The organism is Streptococcus mobilis, assembly GCF_059727625.1.
The window spans coordinates 991644-1008536 of the sequence record NZ_AP041823.1; the positions used below are offsets into that span (position 1 = coordinate 991644).

Consider the following 16893-nt stretch of genomic DNA (forward strand, 5'->3'; position numbering starts at 1 on the left):
ATCGACTTGTTAATTCGTCGGTAAAAATATATCGTTTTTACCTCCTCATGTCACAATTCGGTGGCTTGGAACAAGAAGTGAGATGGAGATGGATGGCTCACTAACTCCTCTCCCCTCACTTTTCATTTTATCCAATCAAGAAATAGGTGAAAAAATGACAAAAACACTTCCTAAAGATTTTATTTTTGGTGGCGCAACAGCTGCTTATCAAGCAGAAGGAGCTACCCATACAGATGGTAAAGGTCCTGTTGCCTGGGACAAATACCTAGCAGATAACTATTGGTACACAGCTGAACCAGCTAGTGATTTTTACCATAAATATCCAGTAGATCTTCAATTAGCTGAGGAATACGGTGTCAATGGTATCCGTATTTCCATTGCTTGGTCTCGAATCTTCCCGACTGGGTATGGAGAAGTGAATCCTAAAGGCGTTGAGTTCTACCATAACTTATTTGCGGAATGCCACAAGCGCCACGTTGAACCTTTTGTAACCCTTCACCACTTTGATACTCCTGAAGCTCTTCACTCAAACGGAGACTTCTTGAATCGTGAAAATATCGAACACTTCGTAGATTATGCTGCCTTCTGTTTTGAAGAGTTCCCAGAAGTCAACTACTGGACAACCTTCAATGAAATTGGCCCAATCGGTGATGGTCAATACTTAGTAGGTAAATTCCCACCAGGTATTCAATATGACCTTGCCAAAGTCTTCCAATCACACCACAATATGATGGTTTCTCATGCACGTGCTGTGAAATTGTACAAAGACAAAGGCTACAAAGGTGAAATCGGGGTTGTTCACGCCCTTCCAACTAAGTATCCATTGGATCCTAAAAATCCTGCAGACGTACGTGCTGCTGAGTTGGAAGATATCATCCACAACAAATTTATCTTGGATGCAACCTACCTTGGACACTATTCAGATGCAACCATGGAAGGGGTAAACCACATTTTGTCTGTTAATGGTGGTAGTCTGGATCTTCGGGACGAAGACTTTGCAGCGCTTGAAGCAGCTAAAGACCTAAACGACTTCCTTGGAATTAATTACTACATGAGTGACTGGATGGAAGCCTTTGATGGCGAAACTGAAATCATCCACAATGGTAAAGGGGAGAAAGGAAGCTCTAAATACCAAATCAAAGGTGTTGGACGTCGTGTAGCTCCTGACTATGTCCCTCGGACGGATTGGGATTGGATCATCTACCCTCAAGGTTTGTATGATCAAATCATGCGTGTCAAGAAAGATTATCCAAACTACAAGAAGATCTACATCACTGAAAACGGACTGGGATACAAAGATGAATTTGTGGACAACACTGTTTACGATGATGGCCGGATCGATTATGTGAAACAACACTTGGAAGTCTTGTCGGATGCGATTGCCGATGGTGCAAACGTCAAAGGATACTTCATCTGGTCATTGATGGACGTCTTCTCATGGTCTAATGGTTATGAAAAACGTTATGGTCTCTTCTATGTAGACTTTGAAACCCAAGAGCGCTATCCGAAGAAATCGGCTCATTGGTACAAGAAAGTAGCTGAAACTCAAGTGATTGAATAAGGATCAACTGGAACTGTTTTAGTTCCAGTTTTTTTATTTTCACTTGATGAAGGTCTCTTAAACGCATCTCTTCTTTCAGCCCCTAATTTATGGTATAATAGATCGATACTGTAATAAGGAAAATAGAATGAATATACAACAATTACGATATGTAGTGGCGATTGCCAATAGTGGTACTTTTCGTGAGGCTGCTGAAAAAATGTATGTGAGTCAGCCGAGCCTGTCTATTTCAGTACGCGATCTGGAAAAGGAACTGGGCTTTAAGATTTTTCGTCGGACCAGTTCGGGGACTTTTTTGACCCGTCGGGGAATGGAATTTTATGAAAAAGCGCAGGATGTGGTCAAAGGGTTTGATATTTTTCAAAATCAATATGCCAGTCCTGAAGAAGAGAAGAAAGAATTCTCTATTTCTAGTCAACACTATGACTTCTTGCCGCCTTTGATGACGGAATTCTCGATCCGCTATCCGGAAAATAAAAACTTCCGCATCTTTGAGTCAACGACGGTCCAAATTTTAGATGAAGTGGCTCAAGGGCATAGTGAGTTGGGGATTATTTATCTCAACCGTCAAAATACCAAGGGGATTATGCAACGGGTTGATAAATTAGGGCTTGAAGTAGTGGATTTGATTCCTTTTCAGACTCATATTTACCTTCGTAAGGGACACCCTTTGGCTAAGAAGAAAAAACTGGTTATGGAAGATCTAGCTCAGTTGCCAACTGTTCGCTTTACCCAAGAAAAAGATGAGTACCTCTATTATTCAGAGAACTTTGTCGATACCAGTTCGAGCTCCCAAATGTTCAATGTGACCGACCGGGCTACCTTGAATGGAATCTTGGAGAGGACGGATGCTTATGCGACAGGATCAGGCTTTTTAGATAGCCAGTCAGTGAATGGCATTACCGTGATTCCTTTAGAAGATAACTTAGACAATAAAATGGTCTATGTCAAACGCGAAGAGATGGATCTCTCTCCTGTAGCAGAGAAGTTTGTCGAGGTCATGGTAGAATATTTTGATCAAAAGAGGTAAGAAATGAAGAGAAAAACAATGGTCCCAGTAGCGATCGTCCTTTTGGTCCTACTAGATCAGCTGGTCAAATGGTATGTGGTGAAGAACATTCCACTGGGTGTCGTCAAGTCTTTTATCCCCCATGTGGTCAGTCTGACTTATCTTCAAAACACAGGTGCAGCTTTTTCGCTTCTTGAAAATCAGCAATGGTTCTTTACCCTCATCACTCTAGTCGTGATGGTGGGGGCCTTTTACTATCTCTATAAGCATCTCAAGGGGTCGCTTTGGATGGTGACAGGCTTGACCTTGGTTATTGCAGGTGGGTTGGGGAATTTTATCGATCGCCTGCGTCAGGGCTTCGTGGTCGATATGTTCCACTTGGACTTTATGAATTTTGCCATTTTTAATGTAGCAGATAGCTATTTGACAGTTGGAGTTTTCTTGCTCCTGATCCTGATGTTGAAAGAGGAAACGCATGGAAATTAAAATTGAAGTAGCCGGTGCGCGACTGGATAAGGCTTTGGCGGATTTGACTCCCTTGTCACGAGCTGTGGCCAATGAGCAGATCAAAGAAGGAAAAGTTCTGGTCAATGGGACTGTGAAAAAAGCCAAGTACACGGTCAAAGAAGGGGACATCATCCAGTATGAAGTCCCAGAAGTGGAAGAGGTCAGTTATGAAGCAGAAGATTTGCCCTTAGACATCGTTTATGAGGACCAAGATGTTGTGGTGGTCAATAAACCTCAAGGCATGGTTGTTCACCCAAGTGCGGGTCATACTAGTGGGACCTTGGTCAATGCGCTCTTATACCATGTTAAGGACCTTTCGGGGATCAATGGGGAATTGCGTCCAGGGATCGTTCATCGGATCGATAAAGACACGTCAGGCCTCTTGATGGTCGCAAAAAATGACCAAGCTCACGTCGCCTTAGCAGAAGAACTAAAAGACAAAAAATCACTACGGAAGTATTGGGCTATTGTCCATGGCAACCTTCCCAACGATCGGGGCATGATTGAAGCACCAATTGGTCGTAGTGAAAAGGACCGGAAAAAACAGGCGGTGACGGCTAAAGGAAAACCTGCAGTGACCCGTTTTCAAGTTTTGGAACGTTTTGGGAATTACACCTTGGTAGAGTTGCAACTGGAGACTGGTCGGACCCACCAAATTCGGGTCCACATGGCCTATATTGGCCATCCCGTGGCTGGAGATCCTGCTTATGGTCCTAAGAAGACACTTAAAGGACAAGGACAGTTTCTTCATGCGCGGACACTCGGCTTTACCCATCCCCGTACAGGCGAGACCCTGGAATTTACAGCAGAAGTACCAGCGATTTTTGAGAAAACGCTGGAAGACCTTCGAAAAGGATAATGAAGAATGGCTGAATGGAGATTCAGTCACTTTCATTAGATACGAAATAAATAGTATTAGAAAGAATCATAGCGATGAAAGCAAAACGAATCGTCTTTAAAGTAGGGACCTCGTCTTTGACCAATCCCGATGGGAGTCTCTCCAGACAGAAGGTCAAGGTCATTACGCAGCAGTTGGCTCTCTTACACGAATCGGGCCATGAGTTGATCTTGGTCTCATCAGGGGCGGTTGCTGCTGGATTTGGTGCCCTTGGTTTTAAGAAACGGCCGACCAAGGTGGCAGACAAGCAAGCTTCTGCGGCAGTTGGGCAAGGCTTACTGATGGAAGAATACACAGCTAACCTGCTCTTGCGCAACATTGTTTCTGCGCAGATTTTGTTGACCCAGGATGACTTTGCGGATCAGCGCCGCTATAAGAATGCCCACCAGGCCCTTTCTGTCTTGCTTAATCGTGGGGCCATCCCGATTATCAATGAAAACGATACAGTCTCGATTGCTGAGTTAAAAGTAGGAGACAATGATACCTTGAGTGCGCAGGTTGCAGCCATGGTTCAAGCTGATCTTTTGGTGCTTTTAACAGATGTCGATGGTCTCTATACAGCCAATCCTTCTCAGGATCCAACAGCTAAGCGCTTGGATCGAATCGAACACATTTCTCGTGAGATGATCGAGATGGCGGGTGGTGCTGGCAGTAGCAACGGAACTGGTGGAATGCTGACCAAACTCAAGGCAGCCACCCTTGCGACCGAGTCAGGGGTTCCTGTCTATATATGCTCGTCTCTTAAGTCTGATGCCTTGATCGAAGCAGCAGAAGAGCAAGCGGATGGCAGTTACTTCCTTGCAGAGGATAAGGGCTTAAAAACCCAGAAGAAATGGCTAGCCTTTTACGCAGCAAGCAAAGGTGCTGTTTGGGTGGATGCTGGAGCAGCGGAAGCGCTGTTGGATCATGGAAAAAGTCTATTGATTTCTGGTGTGACCAAGGCAGAAGGCGATTTTTCTTATCACGACATCGTCAGCGTCTATCATCAAGAGACTGGTCAATTATTAGGAAAAGGTAAGGTCCGTCTGGGCCAATCAGCTGTGCGCGATCTACTCCAATCTAAAAAAGCTAAGGGAATCCTTATCCACCGGGATGATTGGATCTCAGTAACTCCTGAAATTGACCTACTCTTTACAGAATTCTAGAGGAAAACGTATGGGAACAACACAAGAACAATTAAGCTTAGCGAGATCAGCTAAGAAAAGTATCAATACAGCCAGTACAGCTCTTAAAAATCAGGCCTTGGAAGCCATGGCCAGCCAGCTTTTGAAAGCGACGGAAGTCATTTTAGCAGCCAATCAAATCGATATGGAAGCGGCACGCGGGAAGATCTCTGACGTCATGCTGGATCGCCTCTTTCTTGATCAAGAACGGATTGCAGGGATGGCACAAGGAATTCGTGCTTTAATAGACCTGCCAGATCCGATTGGGGAGTTGCTGGATACTGAAGTCTTGGAAAATGGTCTTGAAATTCAGAAAGTCCGAGTCGCCATGGGTGTCATTGGCATCATTTATGAAAGCCGGCCAAATGTGACGTCTGATGCTGCAGCCCTTGCCATCAAGAGTGGAAATGCAGTGGTCCTTCGTACTGGAAAGGATGCCTTTCATTCTGCCCAAGCGATCGTGACAGCCCTCAAAGTTGGTTTGGAAGAAGCTGGACTCAATCCAGATCTTCTCCAACTGATCCAAGATACAAGTCGTGCTTCTAGCCTAGCAATGATGAAGGCTAAGGGCTATTTAGATTTGCTCATTCCACGGGGTGGTGCTGGATTGATCCAAGCAGTAGTTGAAAATGCCATTGTCCCTGTGATAGAGACGGGAACTGGGATCGTCCATGTCTATGTGGACAAGAAGGCTGACTTCCAGAAAGCCCTCGCCATTATTGAAAATGCTAAGACCAGTCGCCCATCCGTCTGCAATGCCATGGAGGTCTTGTTGGTCGATCGAGCGATCGCGTCTGACTTCTTGCCTTTGGTCAAAGAGCGTTTAGTGGATGATCGGGAAAGATCCGTTGAGTTGCGCCTAGATGAGCAAGCACAAGCAATCATTTCTGGGACAGCGGCACAGGAACAGGATTTTGATACCGAATTTTTAGATTATATTTTAGCAGTCAAGGTCGTTGATGGAGTCGAGGAAGCGGTGGACCACATTGAAGCTCATAGCACCCATCATTCGGATGCTATTGTGACTGAAAATCCTGAGACAGCCGCTTATTTCACCCAGCAAGTAGATTCAGCAGCGGTTTATGTCAATGCTTCTACACGCTTTACAGATGGGGGTCAATTTGGCCTAGGTTGTGAAATGGGGATCTCGACCCAAAAACTCCATGCGCGTGGACCCATGGGACTCCGGGAAATGACCAGTTATAAATATATCGTCAGTGGAAATGGTCAAGTGAGGTAAGAAATGAAAGTTGCATTTATCGGTCTTGGAAACATGGGGGCTAGTTTAGCCAAAGCAGTAGCAAAAGAATTAGACGCGCAAGACCTGCTCTTGGTCAATCGTTCTCCTCAAAAGGTGCAAGAGTTTATCAGCCAGTATGGGGGAACGGCGTCTGATCTTGAACAAGTCTTTCAAGAGGCTGAAGTAATCTTTTTAGGGGTCAAACCTTATCAGATTTGTCCTCTCTTAGAAGAGTATCAAGGAATCTTGGCTCAACACTCTAATCTCCTGCTAGTGTCCATGGCCGCAGGCCTGGAATTAGAAAAGATGGCTGACGTGATCCAGAACGACCAGGTGGGTCTCGTTCGCATCATGCCCAATACGCCTGTGGCCATTGGTCAAGGTGTTATTAGTCTGGCCCGCTCCCAAGCAGTGACAGACCAGCAGATAGCCCAGGTCAAGCAGCTCTTAGCAGGACCGGGGGCTCTCTACGAGATCGAGGAAAAATTAATGGATCCTGCAACGGCTGTCGCAGGCTGTGGGCCAGCCTTTGTCTATCAGATGATTGAAGCCATGGCAGATGCAGGAGTAGGATTAGGACTTACACGAGAGCAAGCCTTGCAGATGGCTGCCCAGACCTTCCAAGGAGCTAGTCAAATGGTCCTAGAGACAGGCGAGCATCCAGCCCGCTTGCGAGATGCAGTTTGTAGCCCGGGTGGCTCTACCATCGCAGGAGTCAACCGTTTAGAGCAAGTCGGCTTACGGGGCGACATCATTGCAGGAGTGGAAGCAGCCTACAAACGCACTCAAGAATTAGGACAAGAGGCAGCGAAGGAATAGAAGAAAAGATTGGTTTTCGCCAATCTTTTTTTTGCATTAGAGCGACTCTATTTCTACCAAACCATTTTCGGTCAGGCGATAGATTTTTTGGCAGACTTCTTTGAGGAAGGTCCGGTCGTGGGAGACCGTGACTAGTCCACCTGGGTAGTCTGCGAATAGGCGTCGAATTTCTGGTTGGGAAGTGGGGGAAAAATTGCGAGTAGGCTCGTCCAAGAGTAGAAATTGGGGACTTGTGAGCACTAGTTGAAGGAGATAGAGTTTTCCTTGCTGGCCACCAGAAAGTTCAGAGATCGGATGGTGCATTTCAGAATAGGTAAAGTTGAGGGAGGCTAAATGCAATTGAATGGTGTTGATTTCTTCGCGATCGCCTGAATGCTGTAGAAATTGAACGGGTGTCTGAGTCAAAGGGAGAAGTTCAGTGTAATCTTGTGGCATATAGGCAGTGCGGATACTTTCATTCTTCTGTAGACTTTTCCATATCATTTTTAGGAAAGTGGATTTCCCTACACCGTTAGAACCGATAATCCCTATCTTATCCTGGCCTTGAAGAGTGAGGGAGAGGTTCTTGACCAGGAATCGGTCACCAATTGCGAGTTCTTCCTGATCTAATAGAAGGACTCGTTTTTGAGGAGACAAGGGAGTGAGGGGAGGGAAATGCAGATTGATGACTTCCTCATCATAGGGTTGGGGAGTCATGGATTGGAATTCTCGCTCGTAGCGCTTTTCTTGTGAGAGGAGGGACTTCATTTTCTTTGCCAGGAGACGTCCAGCAGTGCTATCCTTAGTGTTTCGTAAGGATGTTTCAACTTGCTGACGGACGCGGCGATGCTTCTCCATTGTTTTCTTGTAGGTTCGTTGATCGTTGGCAGCTTGCTGGGACTGCTGCTTGAATTGTTGCTCCCTCTGGCTACTGTAGTCTTGATAGCCTAGGTGCTCTACAATGGTTTCAGCCTCCTTGCGGTGTTTGATCTGTCTTAGATGGATGATCGTATCCGCCGTCTGCGTCAAAAAATCCTCATGATGGGAAATAAATAGAATGGTTTGGGGGCTCGTTTGGATCATCTGCTGGAGCCAGTCCAGGGTTTCCAAATCCAGATCATTTGAAGGTTCATCTAAAAATAACAATTCATGAGGACGGCAAAGTTCGTGAAGCAGTTGGACTTTAAGGGCTTCTCCTCCAGATAGACTTCCAATAGCTTGGTCGCTTGCAAAGCGGGCGCTATCAAATTGCAATTGATCAGCCAGTCTGTAGAGGGTGGCATAGTCTAACTCGTCTTCTCCAAAAAAATATTCTTCCAAGGTTTTTCCTTTCAAGGCTTCCGGCAAAGACTGGGGAATATAGGCATAGGAGTGAAAAGAAGTGGTGATTTCTCCTTCTATAGTCAGATAATCTGGTAGGGATTTTGGGGCCATGAGGACATGAAGCAAAGAAGACTTTCCATTTCCTTCTTCGCCAATAATGGCAACTTTTTCCCCTTCATGAATAGTTAGGGACAGATCGCGAACCAAATCGCGTAAATCTTTTGTATGGCGGATGGTGAGGTGGGATAGTTTTAGCATAAGATTCCTTTCTACTGGGGCAAAAAAACAGCTCTACCTATTTAGTAGAGCTGTATTCAGGTGGAACCCAGGCAGAAAAAGACCTTATTAAGCCAACAAAAAGTTGGAGAATAGGCAAGAGGGTACACAAAAAGAGATAGAACAAGCAGTCCACTAAATAAAGTATTTTATTTAACGAAACTTAGTTGTTCATATCTCCTTACCTCCGAATGTGATTAGCTTTATTCTATTTCTTTCATTCCTTCTTGTCAAGGAAATCCTTGCGTCATCCACCCTTTTCTTCTCGGACTTAGGGGAATTTTATGGTATAATTAAAGGTATGCATACAAAACCAACGTCCGCTTATGTCCACATCCCATTTTGTACCCAGATTTGTTTTTATTGTGATTTTTCGAAGGTTTTTATTAAGAACCAACCGGTCGATGCTTATTTGGATCATTTGATCCAAGAATTTCGTCGGGAAGAAATCACAAATTTACGGACTCTCTATATTGGGGGTGGGACACCGACAGCCTTAAATGCGGATCAGCTAGAGTATCTGCTCAAGGAGCTGACCAAGTCACTTGATCTTTCTCAGATGGAGGAGTTGACCATCGAGGCCAATCCTGGTGATTTGGATCCGGATAAGATTGCTGTCTTAAAGGATTCACCGGTTAATCGGGTTTCTTTAGGCGTACAGACCTTTGATAATCGCTTGCTCAAAAAGATTGGTCGGAGCCATCAGGAGCAGGATATCTATGACAATATCGATCGTCTAAAGCTGGCTGGTTTTGACAATATTTCGATCGACCTCATCTATGCCCTTCCGACGCAAACCATGGAGCAGGTCCAGGAAAATGTCGCTAAGGCTCTTGCCCTCGACATTCCTCATATGAGCCTCTATAGCTTGATTCTGGAGAATCACACGGTCTTTATGAATCGCATGAGACGGGGCAAGCTTCCTCTACCAAAAGAGGAGTTAGAAGCGGAGATGTTTGAATACATCATTCAGGAGATGGAGCGTGCGGGCTTTGAGCATTACGAAATTTCTAATTTCTCCAAGCCTGGTTTTGAAAGTCGGCACAATCTCATGTATTGGGACAATGCCGAGTATTATGGTTTGGGAGCTGGAGCATCCGGCTATGTCGATGGGATTCGCTACAAGAATTATGGCCCCATTCGTCACTATATGCAGGCTGTCGAAGAGGGAAATGCGCGTGTCCAAGAAGAGCATCTGACTCAGACAGAAATGATGGAGGAAGAGATGTTTCTAGGACTACGTAAGAAAACAGGCGTTTCCAAGAAGCGTTTTGAAGAAAAGTTTGGTGTGAATTTTGACCAACAATATGGATCAGTGGTTGAGAAATTGATCCAGCAGGGCCTTTTGGTACCTGACAAGGACATTGTACGAATGACCAAGAAAGGTCTCTTTTTAGGAGACACTGTAGCAGAGAAGTTTATTTTGGAGTAGAAAATGGCAAAAACATTTGAATACAGCATGAAAATTCCGTTTGATATGAGCGATGTCAATAGTTATATTAAGATTCCCCAATTGATCTTGCTGTCTTTACAGGTATCGGGCATGCAATCGATTGAGCTGGGTATGAGTGATATGTACATTTTAGAGAACTACAATCTAGTCTGGATTATCACGGATTACAATATGAAGATCGAGCGTCTCCCTGTTTTTGATGAGAAAATCACTATCGAAACCTATGCCAAGAGTCACAATCGACTTTTCTGCTACCGGGCCTTTAATATCAAGGATGAAGCAGGAAATACTATCATTGAGATGGTCGCGACCTTTGTCTTGATGGATCGTGATACGCGCAAGGTCCATCCAGTTATGAGCGAAATCACGGATGCCTTTGACTCTGAATTTTCAAAAACCATGCTCCGTGGTCCCCGTTTCAAAGAATTAGAAGGTGGCGTGGAACAAGAATACCGAGTTCGGTTTTACGACTTGGATATGAACGGACATGTCAACAATAGCAAGTACTTGGACTGGGTTTTTGAGGTGATGGGAGCAGACTTCTTGACCCATCATGTCCCTAAAAAAGTTCATCTAAAATATGTCAAAGAAGTGCTAGCAGGAGGTCTCATCACCTCTCAATATGAACAAGAGGGCTTGAAGACCCAGCACCAAATTACTTCAGATGGTCAGATCAATGCCCAAGCTGAAATTGAGTGGGAAGAAGTAGAAGAAAAGGGTTGGACTTATGGAAAGTAGAAGATTAAAAAATAAAAAACAGGAACTTGAAAGCTATCAAAAACGGGTTGTGGCCTATGCCAAGCGTCAAAAGAACCCTTTGTACATGTTGGGAGATTGGCTCTTGACTCTTTGTGCTTTGGGCATCATCCTGGTAGAGGAAATTTATAAATTTTTCCGCTATCGCTTGAATTTAGATAGTTTTAGTCGCTTTTTAAGAGAAGATATACGCTGGTACCGGGTCTGGATCCATTTCACCTTGGCCTTTCTTTTACCGGTCATGATCTTCTCGATTGGGATTACTAGCCAATCAGGATCCTTCTGGTCCAATTTCTATCACCGCTTGTCCCAAGGCGTGCTCTTTAGCACGACAGTCAGCCTCGCTGCGACCTTGGTGACGGATTTTGTGGAGAATTTGCAACCAGAAACTAAGTCTGACGGGAAAAATCGGAGCACTAAACGCACGGTTTATCAAATCAGTGTGGATCAGGCAACCGTGATAGGCTTGTTATTGACCATTGTGATCCTCATGGTAGCATCCTTCTTGTTCACCCAATCGGGAAGTCAAGGGATTAATTTTACAGGTTTGGTGTTACAATTTGTCCTCTATGCTGGAGCATTGCTCTTATATGGTTCTGGTGGACGAGTCGATGCAGAGAAGTTTCATGAAGAAGCTGACACAGAAAGGGAAGAATAAATGCACTATAAGGGCTATTTGATTGATTTGGATGGCACTATTTACAAAGGAAAATCACGAATTCCTGCAGGAGAAGCTTTTGTTCATGAACTGCAGGCGCGTGAGATTCCCTATCTCTTTGTGACCAACAATACAACCCGCACACCAGAGACTGTTCGGGATATGCTGGCCACTCATTTCAATATTGAAACCCCAGTTTCGACTATCTATACAGCTACCCTTGCGACCATTGACTACATGAATGACCAAAATTTGGGCAAAAAGGTCTATGTGATCGGAGAAGCGGGGCTCAAAGATGCTATTGAAGAAGCTGGCTATATCATGAATGAAGAAGCACCTGATTATGTGGTGATTGGACTGGATTGGCAAGTGGATTATGAGAAGTTTGCTCTTGCGACCTTGGCGATTCAAAAGGGAGCGCACTTTATTGGAACCAATCCGGACCTGAACATTCCAACAGAGCGTGGCTTGATGCCAGGAGCGGGATCCCTGATTGCCCTTGTCGAAGCAGCGACACGGGTCGAGCCTGTCATCATTGGAAAACCAAAGGCCATCATCATGGATAAGGCTATTGAACATTTGGGTCTTGAAAGAGAAGAAGTCGTTATGGTCGGGGACAATTATCTAACAGATATACGTGCAGGTATTGACAATGGGATTCCAACCCTTTTGGTGACGACAGGTTTTACCAAACCAGAAGAAGTGCCGACCTTACCAATTGCACCGACACATGTTGTTGCCAGTCTAGCGGAGTGGGATTTTGATGCTTAAAAGTCTGAAATCAATCAACCAATTTTTCTTTATCTTGTCAGCTACGATCCTTCTCACCATTTCTCTGGCTTGGGTCCTCTATCCCATGGAGATTCATTGGTTGGGGATTCAAAGCCGAACTGGTTTTTCGGCTTCAGTCATCATGAAGAATTTTAATGTCTTGATGAACTACTTGACCAATCCTTTTCAATGGGTGTTGAAGATGCCTCAATTCCCCTCTTCAAAAAATGGCTTGCACCATTTTGAGGCCGTCAAGTATCTATTTCACTTAGTGACGGTCGTTTTTGTGGTCACACTCCCTGGTTTTATCCAGTTTATGCGGACAGTTGTCAAAAAAGGCTACCTTACCTTGTACCGTAGTCTCTTCTTTTGGATGATGGTTTTACCAGTGGTGATTGCAGTGGTGGCTGTTATGATTGGCTTTGATCAATTCTTTACGCTCTTTCATCAGGTCTTATTTGCTGGGGACAATACTTGGCTCTTTGATCCGCGCGTGGATTCGATTATTCTTGCATTACCAGAAGACTACTTTATGCATGCCTTTTTGATTTTCTTTGTCTTATACGAAGGAATATGTGCGAGTTTTTATCTATTTTCTAGGAGGAAGAAATGAACCAATACAACCGATTATTAGACCCTAAAAAAGATATAGGAAGGTATTCCGGGACACTTGCCATTTATCTCTTGGTAATGACCTTGGTAACCGTCCTGTGGGAAGTCCTCTTAGGCTTAACCCTAGCAGGCTCTATCAGAAAAGATCCAAGTCAAGTAACGGAGAAACTCAATGCCCTGAATGTTTGGGCAGGTATTCCCTATCTTATCTCTATTTCCATTGGACTCTTTCTCTTTAATGCCTATCGCAAGAAGGCCCTTTATAAATATGATCTTAAGCACAAGGGACGTAAGATGACTCTTTCAGTCTTCTTTATTCTTCTCGCCTTTCTTGGCTTTTCTCAAGTCTTTTCATCTGTGATGACACAAGTGATTGAGCGCATGTTTGAGACCATTGGCCTTCATTCTCCAACACCCGATCTAGGTGATACGATTGAGCGATCATGGACCATGCTCTTGTATGCTGGATTTTTTGGTCCTATCACAGAGGAATTCTTCTTCCGTGGGGCAGGCTTGCGAGGCTTGGAACGGTATGGCAAAATCTTTGCCATTGTCATGACGGCTATTTTATTCGGCCTCTTCCATGCTAATTTTGACCAGCTCTTTTTCGCAGGTATCATTGGTCTAGGATTCGGCTACATTGCCTTTGAATACAATATCTGGTGGGCAATTTTCTATCACATTTTCAATAACTTTGTCATTTCCCAAGGCTTGCATTATGTAGCTTATCATGTGGACGAGGGACTAGCGAATTGGCTCCAAATCGGTGTTTTAGCCATTGGTTCCATTGTCATGATAGTGGTTCTTGCGACCAAATGGCCAGCTATCAAGGCTTATATTCAGGCCAATAAACCACAGCCAGGAGTTTTCCAGCGTGCCCTCGCTTCCTTCTGGTTCTGGTTCTTCGTGCTATTCACTATCCTGATGTCTATTGTTCCTTATGTGATTCCGCTCTTCCAGATGGCTAATCTCAAAGGATAAAGATTATCGATTGCTAGTAAAGGGGGATCCTTTTAGATCTCTCTTTTTTGCTATGAAAAAGGGCAAGTGAAGATAAAGGATTGAGGATGAGGGTCTGATATATAATTTAAAAATTATTTTTAACTTGGTGAAGGTGGATAATAATACAAACATATTAGAGAGAGGCTAACCCCTCCCTTTTTTGCTATAATAGAGAGTATGAATAACTTGATTAAATCCAAGCTCGAGCTCTTGCCGACGAGTCCGGGCTGTTACATTCACAAAGACAAGAACGGTACCATCATCTATGTGGGGAAGGCCAAGAATCTTCGCAACCGGGTGCGGTCCTATTTCAGAGGGAGCCACGATACCAAGACGGAAGCGCTGGTATCTGAGATTGTGGATTTTGAATTTATCGTCACTGAGTCCAATATTGAGGCCTTGCTTCTTGAGATCAACCTCATCAAGGAGAACAAGCCAAAATACAATATCATGCTCAAGGATGATAAGTCCTATCCCTTCATCAAGATTACCAATGAGCGCTATCCACGCCTCATCATTACGCGCCAGGTCAAAAAGGATGGTGGTCTCTATTTCGGCCCCTATCCAGATGTAGGAGCGGCCAATGAGATCAAGCGACTCTTGGATCGAATTTTCCCATTCCGAAAGTGTACCAATCCGCCTTCCAAGGTCTGCTTTTACTACCATTTAGGGCAATGTATGGCCCACACGGTCTGCCATAAAAACGAGGCCTATTTCAGGGGCATGGCACAGGAGGTTTCTGATTTCCTCAAGGGGCAGGATGATAAGATTATCGATGAGCTCAAGCTCAAAATGAATACCGCTGCGCAAAACATGGAATTTGAGCGGGCAGCCGAGTATCGGGATCTGATCCAGGCCATCGGGACCCTGCGGACCAAACAGCGGGTCATGGCCAAGGATTTGCAGAACCGGGATGTCTTTGGCTACTACGTGGACAAGGGCTGGATGTGTGTGCAGGTATTCTTTGTCCGTCAGGGCAAGCTGATTGAGCGTGATGTCAATCTCTTTCCATACTACAATGATCCAGACGAGGATTTCTTGACCTATGTGGGGCAGTTTTACCAGGAGAAATCTCACCTGATTCCTAATGAAATCCTGATTCCTCAGGATATCGACGAGGAAGCAGTCAAGGCCTTAGTAGATACCAAGGTCCTCAAGCCCCAGCGTGGGGAGAAGAAGCAGTTGGTCAATCTGGCCATTAAGAATGCACGTGTCAGTCTGGAGCAGAAGTTCAATCTCCTTGAAAAATCGATGGAAAAGACCCAAGGTGCCATTGAAAATCTTGGAAAACTCCTGCAAATTCCAACTCCTGTGCGCATTGAGTCCTTTGACAACTCCAACATCATGGGGACCAGTCCAGTTTCAGCCATGGTGGTCTTTGTCAATGGGAAGCCAAGCAAAAAGGACTATCGCAAGTACAAGATCAAGACCGTTGTCGGACCAGATGACTATGCCAGCATGCGGGAGGTCATTCGCAGACGCTACAGCCGTGTCATGCGGGATGGCCTGACGCCACCTGATCTGATCGTTATCGATGGTGGTCAGGGCCAGGTTAATATCGCTAAGCAAGTCATTCAAGAGGAGTTAGGGCTGGATATTCCCATTGCAGGCCTACAAAAAAATGACAAGCACCAAACCCATGAATTGCTCTTTGGTGATCCTCTCCAAGTCATTGAACTCTCTCGGACCTCGCAGGAATTTTTCCTCCTGCAACGGATCCAGGATGAAGTCCACCGTTTTGCCATCACCTTCCACCGCCAGCTTCGTTCTAAGAATTCCTTCTCTTCCCAGCTGGACGGCATCGAAGGCTTGGGACCAAAACGCAAGCAGTTGCTGATGAAACACTTCAAGTCACTGACCAAAATCAAAGAAGCTACTGTAGATGAGATCGTCACAGTTGGCATCCCACGAGCAGTGGCTGAAGCGGTGCAAGCTAAGCTCCATCAAGGAAAGCAAGAAGAAGCAAGTCTCTTGATGGAAGTTGCGGAGGATTCTGAATCATACCAATCATAAGGAGTTTAAAATGAACCATCGAATCGCTATTTTATCTGATATCCACGGAGATACGACAGCCCTGGAGGCAGTGATTGCGGATGCGCGTGCTCTAGGCGCAACGGAATACTGGCTTTTGGGAGATATTTTGCTACCGGGGCCTGGAAGAGAGGACCTTTTTGAATTGCTGGATGCGATTCCGATCACAGCGGCTGTTCGGGGAAATTGGGACGATTGTCTCTTAGAAGCCTTGGATGGCGAGTACGGACTTGAGGATCCGCAGGAGATCCAACTCCTTCGCCTCACTCAGTACCTTATGGAAGGACTGGATCCTAAGCGAATTGATTGGCTTCGATCCCTTCCATTGGTAGAGAAGAAGGAGGTCAATGGCATTCGCTTTTCACTGACCCACAACTTGCCAGAAAAGAATTATGGTGGTGACTTGCGTCCAGCTAATGTGACGGAGAACTTTGACCAACTGCTGGATGACCAGACGGATATGGCCATCTACGGTCATGTTCACAAGCAGTTGCTTCGCTATGGCAACCAGGGCCAGCAGATTCTCAATCCAGGGACTATTGGCATGCCATATTTCGACTGGGAACAAATTCAAAACCACAGAGCTCAGTATGCGCTGATCGATGTCGAAGAAGATGGAGTGACCAACCTGCAATTTCGTAAGGTGGCCTATGACTATGAAGCAGAGCTCCAAGATGCCAAGGACAAGGGCCTTCCCTTTATTGAGATGTACGAAGAATTGAGACGCGAGGATAACTATCGGGGCCATAACATCGAGTTGCTAACTACCTTAATTGAGAAATACGGCTATACCAAAGAAGTAGCTGCCTATTTCAATCTCTCCAATGAATCATAG

At 45.0% G+C, this 16893-nt stretch carries 16 protein-coding genes; 15 read left to right on the forward strand and 1 reads right to left on the reverse strand.

All coding sequences use genetic code 11. The annotated features are described in order from the left end of the window. Positions 1-154: 154 nt before the first annotated feature. The 7 genes from lacG to proC all read left to right on the forward strand — a co-directional run bounded on the left by lacG (position 155) and on the right by proC (position 7197). Entirely contained in the window at positions 155-1561 is a 1407-nt protein-coding gene (lacG, locus tag AC6IZR_RS04680; RefSeq protein WP_485783348.1) for a 6-phospho-beta-galactosidase, read from the forward strand. Positions 1562-1688: 127 nt separating this feature from the next. Further along, positions 1689-2591 (forward strand): LysR family transcriptional regulator, encoded by a 903-nt coding sequence (locus tag AC6IZR_RS04685; RefSeq protein WP_003001728.1) that lies wholly within the window; start codon positions 1689-1691, stop codon positions 2589-2591. Positions 2592-2594: 3 nt separating this feature from the next. Further along, entirely contained in the window at positions 2595-3056 is a 462-nt protein-coding gene (gene lspA, locus AC6IZR_RS04690; RefSeq protein ID WP_003001852.1) for a signal peptidase II, read from the forward strand. Next, complete coding sequence (locus AC6IZR_RS04695) at positions 3046-3936, forward strand: RluA family pseudouridine synthase (protein WP_003001835.1); 891 nt, start codon at positions 3046-3048, stop codon at positions 3934-3936. The genes lspA and AC6IZR_RS04695 overlap by 11 nt, the downstream gene beginning before the upstream one ends. Positions 3937-4010: 74 nt before the next feature. Next, positions 4011-5120: a glutamate 5-kinase gene (proB, locus tag AC6IZR_RS04700; protein WP_497848887.1), complete on the forward strand. Its 1110-nt coding sequence runs from the start codon at positions 4011-4013 to the stop codon at positions 5118-5120. A gap of 10 nt (positions 5121-5130) precedes the next feature. Further along, on the forward strand, positions 5131-6378 hold the full coding sequence (locus AC6IZR_RS04705) for a glutamate-5-semialdehyde dehydrogenase (RefSeq protein WP_497848888.1): 1248 nt from the start codon (positions 5131-5133) through the stop codon (positions 6376-6378). Between the two features lie 3 nt (positions 6379-6381). Then, a complete protein-coding gene (proC, locus tag AC6IZR_RS04710) occupies positions 6382-7197 on the forward strand; it encodes a pyrroline-5-carboxylate reductase (protein ID WP_497848889.1) in 816 nt (271 codons plus the stop codon). 36 nt (positions 7198-7233) lie between these two features. Here the strand turns inward: proC and AC6IZR_RS04715 are convergent, their stop codons facing one another. Continuing rightward, positions 7234-8757 carry an ATP-binding cassette domain-containing protein gene (locus AC6IZR_RS04715; protein ID WP_497848890.1) on the reverse strand — a complete coding sequence of 508 codons (1524 nt, stop codon included), beginning with the start codon at positions 8755-8757 and terminating at the stop codon, positions 7234-7236. A gap of 319 nt (positions 8758-9076) precedes the next feature. Between AC6IZR_RS04715 and hemW the strand changes: the two genes are divergently transcribed. The 8 genes from hemW (at position 9077) to AC6IZR_RS04755 (ending at position 16893) form a co-directional block, all read left to right on the forward strand. Beyond that, positions 9077-10207 carry a radical SAM family heme chaperone HemW gene (gene hemW / locus AC6IZR_RS04720; protein ID WP_497848891.1) on the forward strand — a complete coding sequence of 377 codons (1131 nt, stop codon included), beginning with the start codon at positions 9077-9079 and terminating at the stop codon, positions 10205-10207. A 3-nt stretch (positions 10208-10210) separates the two neighbouring features. Further along, complete coding sequence (locus AC6IZR_RS04725; protein ID WP_497848892.1) at positions 10211-10966, forward strand: acyl-ACP thioesterase domain-containing protein; 756 nt, start codon at positions 10211-10213, stop codon at positions 10964-10966. Further along, positions 10956-11642, forward strand: coding sequence for a hypothetical protein (locus tag AC6IZR_RS04730; RefSeq protein WP_003007694.1), 687 nt, complete (start codon positions 10956-10958; stop codon positions 11640-11642). The genes AC6IZR_RS04725 and AC6IZR_RS04730 overlap by 11 nt, the downstream gene beginning before the upstream one ends. Next, the gene (locus AC6IZR_RS04735) at positions 11643-12413 is read left to right on the forward strand and encodes a TIGR01457 family HAD-type hydrolase (protein WP_497848893.1); all 771 of its coding nucleotides are present in this window, start codon (positions 11643-11645) and stop codon (positions 12411-12413) included. Then, positions 12406-13026, forward strand: coding sequence for a TIGR01906 family membrane protein (locus AC6IZR_RS04740; RefSeq protein WP_497848894.1), 621 nt, complete (start codon positions 12406-12408; stop codon positions 13024-13026). The genes AC6IZR_RS04735 and AC6IZR_RS04740 overlap by 8 nt, the downstream gene beginning before the upstream one ends. Next, entirely contained in the window at positions 13023-14006 is a 984-nt protein-coding gene (locus AC6IZR_RS04745) for a CPBP family intramembrane glutamic endopeptidase (RefSeq protein WP_497848895.1), read from the forward strand. Before AC6IZR_RS04740 ends, AC6IZR_RS04745 begins: the two co-directional genes overlap by 4 nt. A gap of 198 nt (positions 14007-14204) precedes the next feature. After that, a complete protein-coding gene (gene uvrC, locus AC6IZR_RS04750) occupies positions 14205-16040 on the forward strand; it encodes an excinuclease ABC subunit UvrC (protein WP_497848896.1) in 1836 nt (611 codons plus the stop codon). Between the two features lie 10 nt (positions 16041-16050). Then, complete coding sequence (locus tag AC6IZR_RS04755; RefSeq protein WP_497848897.1) at positions 16051-16893, forward strand: metallophosphoesterase family protein; 843 nt, start codon at positions 16051-16053, stop codon at positions 16891-16893.

Coding starts and splice junctions, on each gene's coding strand:
- lacG (WP_485783348.1), top strand. CDS start 155: ATGACAAAAACACTTCCTAAAGATTTTATTTTTGGTGGCGCAACAGCT.
- lspA (WP_003001852.1), top strand. CDS start 2,595: ATGAAGAGAAAAACAATGGTCCCAGTAGCGATCGTCCTTTTGGTCCTA.
- proC (WP_497848889.1), top strand. CDS start 6,382: ATGAAAGTTGCATTTATCGGTCTTGGAAACATGGGGGCTAGTTTAGCC.
- AC6IZR_RS04705 (WP_497848888.1), top strand. CDS start 5,131: ATGGGAACAACACAAGAACAATTAAGCTTAGCGAGATCAGCTAAGAAA.
- AC6IZR_RS04735 (WP_497848893.1), top strand. CDS start 11,643: ATGCACTATAAGGGCTATTTGATTGATTTGGATGGCACTATTTACAAA.
- AC6IZR_RS04685 (WP_003001728.1), top strand. CDS start 1,689: ATGAATATACAACAATTACGATATGTAGTGGCGATTGCCAATAGTGGT.
- proB (WP_497848887.1), top strand. CDS start 4,011: ATGAAAGCAAAACGAATCGTCTTTAAAGTAGGGACCTCGTCTTTGACC.
- AC6IZR_RS04725 (WP_497848892.1), top strand. CDS start 10,211: ATGGCAAAAACATTTGAATACAGCATGAAAATTCCGTTTGATATGAGC.
- uvrC (WP_497848896.1), top strand. CDS start 14,205: ATGAATAACTTGATTAAATCCAAGCTCGAGCTCTTGCCGACGAGTCCG.
- AC6IZR_RS04755 (WP_497848897.1), top strand. CDS start 16,051: ATGAACCATCGAATCGCTATTTTATCTGATATCCACGGAGATACGACA.
- AC6IZR_RS04730 (WP_003007694.1), top strand. CDS start 10,956: ATGGAAAGTAGAAGATTAAAAAATAAAAAACAGGAACTTGAAAGCTAT.
- AC6IZR_RS04745 (WP_497848895.1), top strand. CDS start 13,023: ATGAACCAATACAACCGATTATTAGACCCTAAAAAAGATATAGGAAGG.
- AC6IZR_RS04740 (WP_497848894.1), top strand. CDS start 12,406: ATGCTTAAAAGTCTGAAATCAATCAACCAATTTTTCTTTATCTTGTCA.
- AC6IZR_RS04715 (WP_497848890.1), bottom strand. CDS start 8,757: ATGCTAAAACTATCCCACCTCACCATCCGCCATACAAAAGATTTACGC.
- AC6IZR_RS04695 (WP_003001835.1), top strand. CDS start 3,046: ATGGAAATTAAAATTGAAGTAGCCGGTGCGCGACTGGATAAGGCTTTG.
- hemW (WP_497848891.1), top strand. CDS start 9,077: ATGCATACAAAACCAACGTCCGCTTATGTCCACATCCCATTTTGTACC.